The following is a 15,344-nucleotide window of genomic DNA, read 5'->3' on the forward strand; positions in this document are numbered from 1 at the left end:
CTTGAACAAGTTGTTGAATGAGGAGTGGCGAGCGCGCGCGTTGTCGTACGCCGCACGTCGGGCGGGCGCAGGTTGGCGGTATTTGTAAGCGATTGCAAAAGGCTGGGTATTACCGAATGTCTCAGTGGCCTGCCCGAAGGCCGGGCAGGCTTCAACCGTGTGAATCAGGCGGCGGCTACTTCATGCGGTTCAAAACTGTCCGCCCGCGCCATCTGCCACATCCGCGAATAGAACTCGCCATTCACCTCGCCGGTGAGCAGCTCACCCGGTTTGAGGAACACATGCAGCTGCGAGAACAGCTTGATCTCGGTCGCCGACATGCGTCGCACCAAGTGCTTGGCCGACAACTGCGACGGATGCTCCAGCCCGGCGGCGGCGAGCATTTCCGCCAGGGCGTGGAGGGTATTGCGGTGGAAGTTGAACACGCGCTGGGCCTTGTCCGGTACCACCAGCGCACGTTGGCGCAGCGGGTCCTGAGTGGCGACGCCAGTCGGGCATTTGTTGGTGTGACAGCTCTGCGACTGAATGCAGCCAATGGCGAACATAAAGCCGCGCGCCGAGTTGGCCCAGTCGGCGCCGATGGCCAGCACACTGGCGATGTCGAAGGCACTGACGATCTTGCCGCTGGCGCCGAGCTTGATCTTGTCGCGCAGGTTCAGGCCCACCAGGGTGTTGTGCACGAACAACAGGCCCTCGCGCAGCGGCACGCCGATGTGGTCGGTGAATTCCACCGGTGCCGCGCCCGTGCCGCCTTCCTTGCCGTCGACCACGATAAAGTCCGGAAGGATGCCGGTTTCGAGCATGGCTTTGGCGATGCCCATGAACTCCCAGGGGTGGCCCAGGCAGAACTTGAACCCCACCGGTTTACCGCCGGACAACTCGCGAAGCCGGGCGATGAACTGCATCAGTTCGACCGGCGTGGAAAATGCGCTGTGGCGTGACGGCGAGATGCAGTCCTCACCCATCATGATGCCGCGGGTGTCGGCGATTTCCCGGGTGACTTTATGCTTGGGCAGGATCCCGCCATGGCCTGGTTTGGCGCCCTGGCTCATCTTGATTTCGATCATGCGCACTTGCGGGTCTTGCGCTTGGGTGGCAAAGCGTTCCGGGTCAAAGCGGCCGTCACTGGTGCGGCAGCCGAAGTAACCGCTACCCAGCTCCCAAGTGAGGTCGCCGCCGTTTTCGCGGTGGTAGGGGCTGATGCTGCCTTCGCCGGTGTCATGGGCGAAGTTGCCGAGTTTGGCGCCCTGGTTCAGCGCGCGAATGGCGTTGGCGCTCAGTGAGCCAAAACTCATCGCCGAAATATTGAACACCGACGCCGAGTACGGCTGTGTGCACTGCGGGCCGCCGACGATTACGCGAAACGCGCTGGGGTCGCTCAACGGGGCGGGCCGCATGGAGTGGCCGATGAATTCAAAGCCCGACTGATAGACGTCGATCAAGGTACCGAAGGGCTTGTCGGCGGTTTCGTTCTTGGCGCGTGAATACACCAGCGAACGTTGGGCCCGGGAGAAGGGCAGGGCATCGCTGTCGGATTCGAGCAGGTACTGGCGGATTTCCGGGCGGATGGCTTCCACCAGATAACGGATATTGCCCAGGATCGGGTAGTTGCGGCGCACGGCGTGGGGGCTTTGCAGCAGGTCGAAGATGCCGATCAAACTGAGCAGGCCGGTGACTATCGTGATGGGCCACAGCCATTCATGTTCGATAAAGGGCAGGCTGGCAAGGGTGAACAGGATGCATACGGCAAAGAACGCGTAACGGCTTAGTAACGACAGGCTCATACGGTTTTCCTTGGTTCGGACTCTTAAGGTCGATCCGCCATTCTGCGCCTGTACTGAAACAGGGGACAAGGATCGGAGGCTCTGGGGCGGTATTTGTCAGGCGCGAGCCATGGAACCGTTCGGCGAAAGGCGGCCACTATCGTGCAGGACGCCCTTTCTCTCATGCTCTTGGAGTCATCGCTCATGTCGAACATATCTGCCGCTTTCGGCCCTTCTATCATTCATCAAGGCGCGTCCGCCGCGATCGACCGTGAGCAGCGGATGCAATCCGCTCAGCACCACCACACTTCCCACGCGTTGCGCGACGGCACCCCACCGGGAAAATTCCAGCGGTTTGCCGCTGACGCGGCCAAGAGCCTGTGGTTTATCCCAGGCATGAGCAACGTGTTGCAGGGAATTGCAAAGGCTAAGCCAGGCCTTGATGGCACCATCAGCGGGGCGCTGGACGGGTTTCGTAAAACCCGCGAAGACGGTTTTGACAAGGCGCTTCTCGGTGCGGTTACCGGCGATTACCAGGCGATAGCCAACGGTTACCTCAATGCGGTGGTAAGGAACGACGCCACGCCTGAGTCCGTCAAAAAAGGGCTGCGCGAAGGTTCAGGCTTGTTAGACCTGGCCGCGACGCTGCGCCAGCAAAAAATAGCGCTGCAGGCTTGATGGGTCACTGGCCGTACCCGGCGGCGTGCCCTACGCCGCCGTCTGCCGAATCGGCAGCACCACCCGAAACGTCGTGCCCTTGCCCAGCTCGCTGCTGACCGAGATATGCCCACGGTGTTTCTTGACGATGCCGTAGGACAATGACAGCCCCAACCCGGTGCCTTCGCCCACCGGCTTGGTGGTGAAGAACGGGTCGAAAATCTTCTGCACGGTGTCGGGCGCGATGCCGCAGCCGTTGTCCGCCACTTCCAACCAGATGGTGTCGCCGTCCACGCCGTTGCTGATGGTGATGGTGCCGCGCTCCGGCCCCATGGCCTGGGCGGCGTTGATCACCAGGTTCATCACCACCTGGTTGAGCTGCGAGGCCAGGCATTCGATGTCCGGCAGGGGCGTGTAGTGCTTGACCACATCGGCCTTGTACTTGAGTTCGCTGGCGACGATGTTCAGCGTCGAATCGATGCCCTGTTGCAGGTTGGCGAACTGCCAGGTCTGGTCGTTATCCACCCGCGAGAAGTTCTTCAGGTCCTTGACGATCTGTACCACGCGGCCAATGCCGTCCTTGGACTCGCGGATCAGCACCGGAATGTCCTCCTTGAGAAACTCCAGTTCCAGTTCTGTGCGCAACGCCTTGAGCCGCTCGCGCTGGTCCTGCGCCGGGATCAGCGCTTCGGTTTGTTGATAAGCCTCCAGCATCTGTTGCAACTGGTTGAAGTAGCTGTCGAGGGTGCTGAGGTTGGATGAGATGAATCCCACCGGGTTGTTGATCTCATGAGCGACGCCGGCCGCGAGTTGCCCCAGTGAGGCCAGCTTCTCCGACTGCACCAACTGGCTTTCCAGGTGCTTGCGCTCGTTGATTTCCAACTGCAACGCCTGGGTGCGTTGTTCCACCAGCTGTTCCAGATGCTGGGTTTGCAGGGATGCGCGCCGGGCCATGTCCCATTTATTGGCCAGGGTGTTGGCCATTTGCTGGACTTCGATGTTGTCGAACGGCTTTTTCAGGATCAGCAAGCGGTCATAGGCGTTCAGGCGCGACAGCAGGTCATCCCAGGAATAATCCGAGTACGCGGTGCATACCACCACTTGCAGGTCGGGTGCGACCTTCCACAGTTGCTCGATGGTCTTCGCGCCGTCCCAGCCTTGGGGCATGCGCATGTCAACGAAGGCCAACGCGTAAGGGCGTTGCTCGGCCATGGCGGTGCTCAGCAAGGCCAGGCCTTCTTCGCCGCCATAGGCGCAGTGCAGCTCGAACGCCTGGGCTTGCGGCGTGGCGGTGTCACCAAACAGCGCCGACTCCATCTCGTCCAGCGCCTCGTTGGATGGCGCGCTCGGCATCAGGATCTTGCGAAAATCCTCATGAATGGACGGGGTGTCATCGATCAGCAGGATGCGCCGGTTGGGAGGCTGGTTCATGCGGTACTTCCGACAAGGGTCAGGGGAATCGTCAAGGTAAACACCGCGCCAAGGCCCGGTCCGTCGCTGTGAGCCGTGAGTTGGCCGTGCATTTCCACGGCGGCCAGGGCGCAACTGTGCAGGCCGAAACCGTGGCCTTCCTTGCGGGTGGTAAAGCCGTGGGTGAAGATCCGCGTTATGTTCTCGACCGGTATGCCTTCGCCGTCGTCTTTCACACTGATTTTAAGGGTCTGGTCATCTACCTGTTCGACCCTCAGGGTGATTTGCCGTGGCCGCTCGGAAAGACCGGTCATGGCGTACTTGGCGTTGCTGATCAGGTTGACCATGATCAGCAGCAACCGGTGTTTGTCCCCCAGAATCTGCGGCACCGGCGCGTATTCCTTGACCACCGTGACGTGGTGACGACTCAGGGCGCCGGCGTTCATGCGCAAGGCATCGTCCATCAGGGCACCGATATCCACAGGCTCCAGCAGCTTGGAAGCGCCGGCATAGGATTGCTGGGTCGAGACGATGTCCTTGATGTGGTCGACGCTTTTGCTCAACTGCGCCAGCTCATCGCTCATGCCTTGCTGCTCGCTGGCAATCGCCTCCACCAGTTGGTTCAGGTAGGCCGGCAGCAATTTGCCTTTTTCATCCTCGGTGAGGAAGGTGCCCAGGTCGCCCTGGTGCGCGTTGATCAGTTGCATGGCCTTGCCCAGGCCCTGGGCCTTGCTGCTGCGCAGTTTGCGGCTGACCAGGTCGGCGGAAATATTCACGCTGTTGAGCACGTTGCCGACGTTGTGCAACACGTTGGTGGCGATCTCGGCCATGCCTGCCTGGCGGGCGCTGTCGAGCAGCTCGCTCTGGGCGTCCTTGAGTTGTTGCGTGCGCCGTTCCACCCGTTGTTCCAGGGTTTCGTTGGCCGATTGCAAGGCGCGGTTGACGCGGTTGATCTCGGCGAAACTGCGCAGCAGGCGCACGGCCAGGTAGAGCAGCAGCACCACCAGCAAGGTCGAGAACACCAGCAGGTAGCGGTGGTATTGATGTTCGATGAGATCGGCGGCCTGCTGGTCTTGATCGAGGTGGGTGGTCAGCGCGTCGAGGTGCTCGGCCACGGGCACGGCGGCAATCCGTTCGAGCAGGCTGTTGACCACGGGCTGTTCGCGCAGTATCAGCGAAATGTGGCTGCTGAGGATGTCCACCGGCGCCCGGAACTCAACCGGCAGGCTCTGTTTGTTGATCGCCAGTTTGCCCAGGCCCACCAGGATATCGGCGGCGCGCTCGTCGCTGGTGACTTGGGCGAACTCCAGGCTGCTGAGCAGCAGGTCATAGGTGTCGGTGGCCACGCTTTGCATTTGCAGGCGGCCTTCGTCGTCAATGCTGTTGAATTGGGCCTGGATGTCATCTTCGGCGGTCGGCAGAAACGCCAGCGAATTACGCAATACCGCGTTGTGGGATTTGAACTGGTCCACCAACCGGGCTTTGTCCTGGATGGCCGCCTGATAGGCCGCCTGGCTGGCTTGCCAACCCGGCAGGTCGGTAGCGCTGTGGTAGGAGTCGCGGCTCGCAAGTTCAGCGCCGATCCGGGTCATTTCCGTCAGGGGCATGACCAGCGGGTCGTAGTTGTGGGTCAGCGCGATCCGCGCCTTGAGCACTTCGCTGTCCCACTGGGCATTGAGCTGCTGGAGCTGGCGGATCAGGTCTCGCGACTGGGTATAAGTGGCCGTCTGGTCGCGGGAAGACTTGAGGTACAAAAACACCAGCGTGGAAGCCAGGAACAGGCTCATCAGGCCAAGCAGCACCTGGCTGGCGCGGCGGCGATACAGGCGTGACAAACGTCTCATAGGGACTTGCCCGCCCAGCTACCGGTCAGGGTCTTGAGAAATAGGATAATCAGGTCCTTGTCTTCCTGGGTCGGGTTACGCCCCAGTTGGTACTTGAACATCACATCGACCGCTTCTTCCAGGGTCTTGGCCGAAGCGTCGTGAAAATACGGTGCGGTGACGGCGACATTGCGCAGGCTGGGCACCTTGAACACATAGCGGTCCTCTTCCTCCTTTGTCAGCAGGTAGCGCCCCAGGTCCGACTCCTGCGGGTTGCCGCGCGCCTGGAAGTAATCGCCCATCACTCCGAATTTCTGGAACATATTGCCGCCGATGTTCACGCCCTGATGGCAGGCGATGCAGCCGTAGTCCTTGAAGCGCTGGTAGCCGTACTTTTCCTGGGTGGTCAGTATTGCGGTGTTGCCCTGCAGATACTGATCGAAGCGCGAGTCGGGCGTGAGCAGCGTACGCTCATAGGTAGCCAGAGCGTTCTGCACGTTGGCGGCGCTGAGGCCATCGGGGTAGGCCTGCGCGAAGGCGCGTTGGTAGACGGGCAGGGCCGTCAGGTTCTGCACCACGGTGTTCCAGTCACTGCCCATTTCCACGGGGCTGGTGACCACCTGATCAACCTGTGCTTCCAGCGTGTCTACCCGACCATTCCAGAACTGCTTGAAGTTCAGGCTGGCGTTGAACACTGAAGGCGTGTTGAGCGCCACAGGTTTACCGTCAAAGCCGATCGAGAACGGCTTGTTGTCGGCGCCGCCGGATTCCAGGCGGTGACAGCTGGCGCAGGACAGCGTGTTATTCGCCGACAAGCGCGGCTCGTTGAACAACTGGCGGCCCAGCTCGACCTTGGCCGGGTCCAGCGCCGGTATTGCCGGCATGGGCTTGAGCGCCTCGTTCAGCGGTGCGGCGGCCAGCGGTGCGCCGCTGCCCAGGCACAACGCGAGAATGAAGCCGGTACGGACAGTCGAAATATGGCTCAAGCGAGCACTCCTTGCGGCCTGGGGCTATTGATCGGGCATCAGTGTCGCGCTACCGACCTGCAGCAACTGGACGAAATCCTGCGGCGCCAACGCTTTGCTGAAGAGAAAACCCTGGCCCTCCTCACAGCGCTGGGCTTTGAGGAAATTCAGTTGGTCGATGGTTTCTACGCCTTCGGCAATGATGTCCAGTTTCAGGCTTTTACCCATGCCGATGATAGCCCTGATCAGTTGTTCGTCCTGACTATTAATGCTCAGGCCGCGCACGAAGGATTGGTCGATCTTCAGCACATCGATGGGAAAGCGCCGCAGGTAGCTGAGGCTGGAGTAACCGGTGCCGAAATCATCCAGGGCCAGGCGCACCCCCAGCGCCTTGATCCTTTGCAGGATCGCCACGGTTTCATCGACGTTCTGCATCAGCACGCTTTCGGTAATTTCCAGTTCCAGCAGGGCGGGCGGCAGGCCGGTTTGTTCGAGGATGGCGGCCAGGTTGTCGACGAAGTTGCGTTGGCGAAAGTCGATCGCCGAAATATTCACCGACATGCGCAGCGGCGCCAGGCCCATGTGCCGCCAGGCTTGGGCTTGTGCGCAGGCCTGGCGCAGTACCCACTGGGTCAGGCGCACGATCAGGCCGCTGTCTTCGGCGACCGGAATGAACTCGGCCGGGCTGATCCAGCCGGACCTTGGATGAGACCAGCGTGTCAGTGCCTCCGCGCCGACGATCCGGCCGGATTCCAGCTCCAGCTTGGGCTGGTAGTGCAGCACCAACTCATCGCGCTCCAGCGCCTGGCGCAGCGCGCTCTCCAGGTTTTGCTGGTGCCGGGCGCGCAGGTTCATGTCTTCGGTATAAAAACTGAAGTCGTTCGGGCCGCGTTCCTTGCTGGTGCGCATGGCGGTTTCAGCCTGCTTGATCAACCCCACCGCGTTGGCGCTGTCGTTGGGGTAAACGCTGATCCCAAGGCTCGCGGTCACGCTCAGGACCTGCCCGGCGACGTGCCGCGTCGCGCTGATGGCATTCAGCACTTTTTGCGCAATGTGCTGGGTTTGCTGGGGGTGCTGGATATCGTTGAGCAGGATCACGAATTCATCGGCGCCGTAGCGAAACACCGAATCAGAGGCCCGTACCGTTGCCACCAGGTTCTGGCTGACCTGCTCGAGCACTTCATCGCCCACCGGGTAGCCCAGGGCATTGTTGATGCGCTTGAAGCGGTCGAGCCCGATAAACATCACCGCCAGTTGCGTGTCATGTCGCCGGCCCAGGGCGATGGCCTGGGTCAGCCGGTCGCCCAGCAGCGTACTGTTGGGCAGCCCGGTGAGGGCGTCGTATTGCAACAGGTGCGAGACCTTGAGCAGTTCCTGCACGCGTTCTTCGATGGTGCGCTCCAGGCTGATCACCTTGAGCGCGGCGTCCTGGGCCAGTTGCCATTTCCACGTCAGGGCGCTGGCCATCTGGCGGATTTCCAGGTGGTCGAACGGCTTTTTCAGGATCAGCAACTGATCGTTGTACTTCAAGCGCGCTTCGATCGCCTCGAAGGAGTAGTCGGAATAGGCAGTGCACAGGGCAATTTGCAGGTTGGGGTCGACGTTCCACAGCTGTTCGATGGTTTGCAGACCGTCCCAACCGGGGGGCATGCGCATGTCGATAAACACCAGCGCATAGGGCGCCTGGGCCTGCAGGGCCTTGTTCACCAGCGCCAACGCTTCCTGGCCCTGGTAGGCGGAGTCCAGCTCGAATGTCTGGCGTACCGGCGCGGCGGTGCCGAAAAGGGCCGACTCCAAGGTGTCCAGGGAGGGCTCGCCGTGCTCGTCGGCGCAGAGGATCTTGCGAAAATCCTGGTGGATCGAAGCCGTGTCATCGACGATCAGGATGCGACGGTTGGCCCGCCCTGATTCCGGGGTCATGGTGCCCTGCGCCTGTGCAGAAGACTCGACGGCATAACGATTCCTTCCCTGGTTTTACAATCAAAGGGGTGTGAACATGCAGTGACAGCATAGCTGAGCTCCCTTGATATCGACGGCCAGTTGGCGTCAAATCAACAGCATTTTCGCGCTGCTGGCCTGGATCGGCACGGCGCACCGGTTCAATTGAGCTTCACATCGTTTAATTTGAAGGCAGAGTCGCCATGGATGAACAACTCGCTACGAAGTCCGCTGTGCTGCTGGTCGATGATGAAGAGTCGATCCTCAACAGCCTGCGCCGCCTGTTGCGCAACCAGCCTTACGAGGTGGTGTTGGCCACCAGCGGCGCCCAGGCGCTGGAAATCATGGCAACCCGGCCCATCGACCTGGTGATGAGCGATGCGCGCATGCCCGGTATGGACGGGGCCACGCTGTTGGCGCAAGTCCACCGCCTGTACCCGGCCACCGGCCGCATCCTGCTCACCGGTTACGCCGACCTGACCACCATCGTCAAGGCGATCAACGACGGGCAGATTCACCGCTACATCAGCAAACCCTGGAATGACGAAGAGTTGCAGCTGGTCTTGCAGCAGACCCTCGAACATCAGCGGCTTGAACGCCTTGCGCGGGAGCAGAACGACCAGCTCAAAGCGCTGAACGCCACGCTGGAAAAGCGTGTGACGGCGCGTACCGCCGAACTGCAACAGACCGCCGACATGCTCGACCTGGCCTACGACGAGCTCAAGCGCAGCTACGTGACCGGTACCGAAGTGTTTTCGTTGCTGGCCAACCTGCGGCTGCCCAAGGACAAGCAGACCAACCGCGCGTTGATCGAATTGATCCGCGTGTACTGCGCCGCCCAGGTCATGGATGAAGCCAGCACCCGCGACCTGACCATGGCTGCGGCGCTGTACAACATCGGCAAACTGAGCTGGACCGACAGCATGATGGTTGCGCCGTCCGACAAGCTGTACAGCACCGACCGCGCGCTGTATCGCGAATACCCGACCCAGAGCGAGTCGCTGTTGATGACCCTGGAGCCGATGAAGGACGCGGCGCGGATCATTCGTCATCACCAGGAGCGTTGGGATGGCTCGGGGTTTCCCGACCACCTCAAGGGCGAGGCGATCCCGGCGGGTTCACGGCTGCTGAAACTGGCCGTGGACTTCATCGAGCTGCAAAAAGGCCTGATCCTGGAGCGGCACCTGAACAGCGACGAAGCGTTGCTGTATATCCGCAAGTACGCCGGGCGCCTTTACGACCCGGAGTTGGTCGAGGATTTTGTGCAGGCCTGCGCCACCTTCCTCAGCGACGTGACCCTGGGCGACCCCACGGTCAAAGTCCTCACCACCCGCGAACTTGAGGACGGCATGGTCCTGGCGCGCAACCTCAACGCCGACAACGGCATGCTTCTGCTCAACGCCGGCAAGGTGCTGAACCTGCCGCTGGTGGACAAGCTGATCGCGTTCGAGTCGATGGAGGGCGCAAAATACAGCGTATTTATCAAACAACCCGACGAGATAACGATTCCCACATGAGCCCTTCAATTATCCGCATCGCTGCCGCGGTCCTGATCGACAAACACGGCCAGACCTTGCTGGTGCGCAAACGCGGGACCCTGGCTTTCATGCAGCCCGGCGGCAAGATTGACGCTGGCGAACAACCGGTCGAGGCGCTGGCCCGCGAGCTGCGGGAAGAACTGAACCTGCATATCGATCCGGCACAAGCGGTGTACCTCGGGCAGTTCTCTGGGCCTGCGGCCAACGAGCCGGGCTTCACCGTGCAGGCCGACATGTTCCAGCTGCACATCGACGTGGCGGTGTCCCCGGCCGCTGAAATTGAAGAAATACGCTGGATCGACCCCATGGGCGACGGCGGCCTGCCATTGGCGCCGCTGAGCCGTGACCAGATCCTGCCGCTCTACCGCGCGTCGCTGCTCGGCGCATGACGATTCGCCCACTCAACGCCTGCGATGCCGAGGCCTATCGGGCATTGATGCTCGAGGCCTATGATGTTTATCCCCAGGCGTTCACCTCCAGCGTCGCCGAGCGCGCAGCGATGCCGTTGAGTTGGTGGCAAAAGCGCCTGGACGGTGCGTTGGACCGTTTGCTCGGCGCATATGCCGGCGACGCACTGGTCGGCATCGTCGGCCTGGCATTCGAGCCTCGGGAGAAAGCGCGGCACAAGGTGACGTTGTTCGGCATGTACGTGACTGCCGCCCATCAACGCAACGGCCTGGGCCGCCGGTTGGTGCAGGCGGCACTCGACCAGGCACGCGAGCACCCGCACCTCAAGGTGGTCCAACTGACCGTCACCGCCGGCAATGACGCCGCCTTTGCGTTGTACCGGCGCTGCGGCTTTATCCAGTACGGCCTGGAACCGTTGGCGGTGCGGGTGGGCCTGGACTACTTCGACAAGATCCACATGTGGCGTGAGCTGCGCGGCGAGGGTTAAGGGGGCATTACATTCCCCAGGCGACCGACCGGGTATCGTGATAATCAAAGATACCTCGGAGTACGAAGACATCTTTGCCATCCTCTTTTGCGGTGCGCTCAATGGCCACCCGCCATCGACCACGGCCCGCGCCTGCCTCTATCTGGGGTAAATCAGTATAGGTGTAGTTGCCGATTTTTTTGCGGCTGACACGACCTGCCTGAATGTCCTGAGTGATCTGCTCGAGTTTGTTTCTCGCACTCTCTGATAGCAGCGGGCTTTGCGCTTCTAACAACTCGTCCTGCTTCACGATGTTGACCGCGGGGTCTCGGGCCGTTGGGGGAGCCGGGGAAGGTGTCGGTGCAGGGGATGGTTTTTCAATTTTTTTGATGGGTACACGGGGGGCGTCAAACTCTAAAGACGCTGAAAACCGAGGGAGGTTCTTTTCAAAATCCGTGACGGCGACACTGTCGATCATTCTTACGCCAGACTCACCACTCTTGTATGTACCGCGTGACATGGCGACATAGGGAATGCCGGATTTTTTAAAGTCCTCGGCGTAGGAGACCACGCCAAGTTCCTTGAGCTTTTCCTTGAATTTTATTGTTCTGAACAGGGTCAAGGATTTTTGTACTTCAGGGTTCGACAAAAGCGATTCCAGCGCCTCCTCGCGCGTAATTTTATTATCGGTAGCTATTCGGGTAAGCGTTTGTTGGCGTCCTTTTTCGTTTAGAAACGCCTTGAGCGAATCCGATGACCAAGTTGAAAGTTTATAATTTTCATCAAATTTATCCAGGCTCTTCATCTGCTTGGGTGTGATCGCATAACCTACAAACTGTGCGTTTGTGTCGGGGTCCTGAATTCTAATGGAGGCTCGGATTTCTTTTGAAAAGTTATCGTTTTTGCCAATTAGTCTTTTTATTTTTTTAAATAATTTATCTTTGTCCAACGGGAGCAGGGGAGGGACCAGGTTCGAGGTTGATCTGTTTATGTGGACATAGATGTCCGTCTCCGAATGCAGCCTCAACAATGCGTCACGTAATTCATTTTTGGCGCGTGGGCTTAAATTCCGCTGCCCCGAGATCTTGCGACGAAAGGTGGCTTCGTCGATATTACCCATCTGCTGTCGTGCGTTCGCCAGCAGTGTTCGCTTCTGTGGCTCCGTCATTTCTTTAATGAGGGGTTCGAAATACCTTAACTGCTCATCTGTTGAGTAGATACCAAGCGCCGCGATCAGGTCGGCATCGACTTGCTGTTCAGGCGTGAGCCCGCGCAGCATGCCCATCACCGTGCCGCCGCCCGCTGTCGTGCGTTCGAAACGTGGCTTCCAGCTTTTTGCGTCGCCCGGTACCACCATAAAGTTCGCGCTGTTTCCTGCCGGGTCTTTTACATAGCGCGCACCGTCTTCGACAAAGGACTGAAACAGGTGATAACGCCCGCCTTCATCCCTCATCGCGATCAGTTGATTATTGTGTTTGTCAAAAAAACACGGGGCGTTGCCCGATGTGCGCCACAGCGTGTAGTGGTTCGCCTGGGCAAATTCTTCCACATCAAAGAATGCGTCGATCGGTTGGGGCAACCGATACGCGGCAACATCGACCCAGGCCGGCTCCAACGGCCGGATCGAAGCCTTTGTGACCGCGATGCGTGCCCTGTGGTGGGTGCCGATTTTTCGGACCAGCCCCGGCATACGGCGGCCCAGTTGTCTGGTCAGGCCTAGCCCTTTCTCTATGCCCCTGCGCACAAACGTCTGTGCGGCCTTGCCGGGCACCAGGCCGATAAAAAGATCGGCCACTTCAATGCCGAACATAAAGGCGTTTACGGTGGACTCGCGGGAAATCTGCGCATTGCTGCGTGAACGGAAAGCGGCATGCGCGAGTTGAAACCCAAGCTGCACCAGATACAAATACGCGTGAAAATTGCCGGTTATCGTTGTTAAGGCATAGCGGTGCACGCCGCGTGTGTCGCTGAAGATCCGTGAGCGCTCGTGCGCATCGTTAGTGGCCATGCGCGCGCTGAAGTAGGCTCGCCATTGCGGTTTTGCCTTCAGCGCGTCCAGCTCTCTCAGGCCGTTGGCCAGTTCCCTGAACGGCGCTTCATCCGGGGCATCCGGTGTATACAGCACGCAGACGCCGCCAGGCGTGGTGCCTTTTCGCTGAATGATCAACACGCCGTTGATCACTTGCCCCCCTCGGCCTTCATCCAGTGCGCCGCCCATCACCAACAGGTTCACGTCGATCTCGGACGCGCTGACCCGGGGGCGTTCTGTGGAATCGGGGTACTCGACCACCGCCTTTATCCAGTCAAGCCCGCTCCCGGGCGTCTTGAATATAAACAGCTTGTGAACATCGGGATTCAACCGGCTCTCCAGGGCGTCCTTGTGCATTTTCGCCGCGTTGGCGCGCTGCCAGGCGGTGGCGAAGCTGTTGCCTTCGCTGCCCTGCGAAAAGGTTGATCTCAGGTACTCGGCGTATTTTCCTCCAATGTCGGCTTCTTGGGCGAGCGCGCGTAAATCCGAATCGCCAAGCGCGCCCTTGGTGTTGCCGTCGGTATCGACAAGGGTGGCGGTGGCGCTGATGGTTCTGTGGAAGTCATGCGCGGACCATGGGTCGACATTGCGCTGGGCGTAACTGCCCAGTGTGCGCAGGTCTATGACGACCCGGCTCTTCCAGGTGCCACGGGTCAGTGTCTGGCCTTGCAGAAACCGTGGGATGTTTATTTTTTCATCGGCGGTGATGTAAACGACCGAGGTGTTCTCGTCGCGATACCCCGTCAACTCCACCGACAGGGAGGAGGACAGACGCAGACGAACCAGGCTTTTATACGGGGCAATATCCACGTCGGCATAGGCCGGTTTCAGTTGTTTCAGGACCTTGTCTGTGTGTTCGAGTGAAAACGTTTCCAGTGTCTGAACCTTTTCAAGAAAAGGCATGAGCGCCGCATTGCTGTCACTCATCGCCTGTTCCAGTTGCCTGTAGCGGGCCTGGTCGTGCACGTCGGCAGTTTTCAGCCACTCGGGTTCGCGCACCTCTATCAGGCGCAGATTACGTGTGGCAAAGGCATCGGTGATGTCCAGATACTGGGTGGTGTCCGCCGCCAGATCGAGTTCGCCGGCCACCGGCAATGTTTCCTTGCGCAGGGCTTCGCGCACAGCAAAATATTGTCGAATTCGTACTGAGCGAACACAGTGCGCCACGATATCGGCCTCTATCGTTGGCGGGCTTGCGGCCAGCACGGGCAAACCGGGCAGCCCTGCGCGGGCCGTTTTCGACAGGCTTGCGAGCAGGCGCTTGCCGGCCGGGCCGCCTTCGCGTATGCGCGCCGCCACGGCTTGATTCAAACGGTCCAGGTTTTCATATTCCTCAAACGCCTCGCCCGGGCTGTACAGCATCACGCTGCCCGTAGGCGGAGTCTTGCCCGTGGCGTTGAGGATGAATGCGGCGGCGAACTCACTGCCGTCCTCCAGCATCAGTCGGTATACCGCGGGCCTGTCGTCGATGGCGAAGGCCTTTTCCCGCGCCGCCGCAGTGGGGTACTTGAGCACATTGTCGGCCAGTGTCCGCCCGGCCGCCGATAACGTGCCATCCACCGTGCGCAGCGCCAGTTGATGGGCCAGCACCTGGCGACGCAAGGCAATCAGTTGTTCCTCCGGGTCGGGTTGGTCGTCCTCGGCGGTGTCCCAGAACGCGTTCAGACTTTGGATGACGGCGATTTCCGTCGAGCCGGCCAGCTGCGCCGCCGTGCCGTTTGAAGACAGGTGCTTGTCCGCGTCCAGTGTGTTGGGTTCCCGGTAGAAGGCACCGCTCTGTTGGGTCAAATAGGTGCCGCCGTCTGTCGCGCGCAACCGGGTGAGCAACGACCCCAACGGTTCGCTGGACAAGAGTTGCCGTTGCCCCTCCTGGTCCTCCCGGTAACGGCTGTAAAAGATCTGGTTGGGGTTGATGGGCCGGGGCGAATGGGGAAAGGCTTCAGTCAATTTATGCTGATACACCCTGCCCAGGCCTGGCTGTGCCTGTATCAGGTCGTTGGTTTGGACGTTGAGTTTGGCGAGCTCGCCGATGAGGTGCTCCTGCTGGTCCTCGGTCGAAGACGCCGGGGGCACCACAGGCCACGTCACGGGCTGAAAAGTGACGAGGGGCGTGTATTTGGCCTGGATCGGTTGTGGATCGTCACCCTGTCGGGCTGGGGAAGAAGGCAATGAAGTGTGCATGCGCGAACCCTTACTAAAGGGCGCAGGTTGAGCGAGGGTGCCGTGCGCCCGGATGAATGTGAGGGTCGAGTGTAGGCGCGGCGCCAAGGGGCCCAGCGGTGCATGTGTCTCGGACAGCCGAGCAGTATGCCGGGTTGGTCTCAGGTAACGCATAGCATCAGTTAGA

10 protein-coding genes are annotated in these 15,344 nt (G+C 60.3%); 4 read left to right on the top strand and 6 right to left on the bottom strand.

The annotated features are described in order from the left end of the window. Nucleotides 1–164: 164 nt before the first annotated feature. Nucleotides 165–1,784, bottom strand: coding sequence for an FMN-binding glutamate synthase family protein (locus C4J87_RS05355; protein WP_124365980.1), 1,620 nt, complete (start codon nucleotides 1,782–1,784; stop codon nucleotides 165–167). Nucleotides 1,785–1,925: 141 nt separating this feature from the next. Here C4J87_RS05355 and C4J87_RS05360 point away from each other — a divergent pair, with 141 nt between their 5' ends. Beyond that, on the top strand, nucleotides 1,926–2,441 hold the full coding sequence (locus tag C4J87_RS05360) for a hypothetical protein (RefSeq protein WP_124365981.1): 516 nt from the start codon (nucleotides 1,926–1,928) through the stop codon (nucleotides 2,439–2,441). A 30-nt stretch (nucleotides 2,442–2,471) separates the two neighbouring features. Here C4J87_RS05360 and C4J87_RS05365 read toward each other — a convergent pair whose 3' ends face one another. Genes C4J87_RS05365 through C4J87_RS05380 form a run of 4 tightly spaced genes read right to left on the bottom strand, consistent with a single transcriptional unit; the run spans nucleotide 2,472 to nucleotide 8,538 of the window. Beyond that, the gene (locus tag C4J87_RS05365; protein WP_124365982.1) at nucleotides 2,472–3,851 is read right to left on the bottom strand and encodes an ATP-binding protein; all 1,380 of its coding nucleotides are present in this window, start codon (nucleotides 3,849–3,851) and stop codon (nucleotides 2,472–2,474) included. Next, the gene (locus tag C4J87_RS05370) at nucleotides 3,848–5,674 is read right to left on the bottom strand and encodes a DAHL domain-containing protein (protein WP_124365983.1); all 1,827 of its coding nucleotides are present in this window, start codon (nucleotides 5,672–5,674) and stop codon (nucleotides 3,848–3,850) included. The genes C4J87_RS05365 and C4J87_RS05370 overlap by 4 nt, the downstream gene beginning before the upstream one ends. Next, nucleotides 5,671–6,639, bottom strand: a complete 969-nt coding sequence (locus C4J87_RS05375; protein WP_124365984.1) for a cytochrome-c peroxidase — start codon at nucleotides 6,637–6,639, stop codon at nucleotides 5,671–5,673. Before C4J87_RS05375 ends, C4J87_RS05370 begins: the two co-directional genes overlap by 4 nt. Before the next feature lie 24 nt (nucleotides 6,640–6,663). Beyond that, on the bottom strand, nucleotides 6,664–8,538 hold the full coding sequence (locus tag C4J87_RS05380; RefSeq protein ID WP_124365985.1) for a bifunctional diguanylate cyclase/phosphodiesterase: 1,875 nt from the start codon (nucleotides 8,536–8,538) through the stop codon (nucleotides 6,664–6,666). Nucleotides 8,539–8,759: 221 nt separating this feature from the next. Here C4J87_RS05380 and C4J87_RS05385 point away from each other — a divergent pair, with 221 nt between their 5' ends. Genes C4J87_RS05385 through C4J87_RS05395 form a run of 3 tightly spaced genes read left to right on the top strand, consistent with a single transcriptional unit; the run spans nucleotide 8,760 to nucleotide 10,989 of the window. Beyond that, nucleotides 8,760–10,073: an HD domain-containing phosphohydrolase gene (locus tag C4J87_RS05385; RefSeq protein WP_124365986.1), complete on the top strand. Its 1,314-nt coding sequence runs from the start codon at nucleotides 8,760–8,762 to the stop codon at nucleotides 10,071–10,073. Further along, nucleotides 10,070–10,483 (top strand): NUDIX domain-containing protein, encoded by a 414-nt coding sequence (locus tag C4J87_RS05390; RefSeq protein ID WP_124365987.1) that lies wholly within the window; start codon nucleotides 10,070–10,072, stop codon nucleotides 10,481–10,483. Before C4J87_RS05385 ends, C4J87_RS05390 begins: the two co-directional genes overlap by 4 nt. Then, nucleotides 10,480–10,989, top strand: a complete 510-nt coding sequence (locus tag C4J87_RS05395) for a GNAT family N-acetyltransferase (protein ID WP_124365988.1) — start codon at nucleotides 10,480–10,482, stop codon at nucleotides 10,987–10,989. Before C4J87_RS05390 ends, C4J87_RS05395 begins: the two co-directional genes overlap by 4 nt. A 7-nt stretch (nucleotides 10,990–10,996) precedes the next feature. Here C4J87_RS05395 and C4J87_RS05400 read toward each other — a convergent pair whose 3' ends face one another. Continuing rightward, nucleotides 10,997–15,178 carry a dermonecrotic toxin domain-containing protein gene (locus C4J87_RS05400; protein WP_124365989.1) on the bottom strand — a complete coding sequence of 1,394 codons (4,182 nt, stop codon included), beginning with the start codon at nucleotides 15,176–15,178 and terminating at the stop codon, nucleotides 10,997–10,999. Between the last annotated feature and the right edge of the window lie 166 nt (nucleotides 15,179–15,344).

The sequence above is a fragment of the Pseudomonas sp. R1-43-08 genome, assembly GCF_003852255.1.
Taxonomy (GTDB): Bacteria; Pseudomonadota; Gammaproteobacteria; order Pseudomonadales; family Pseudomonadaceae; genus Aquipseudomonas.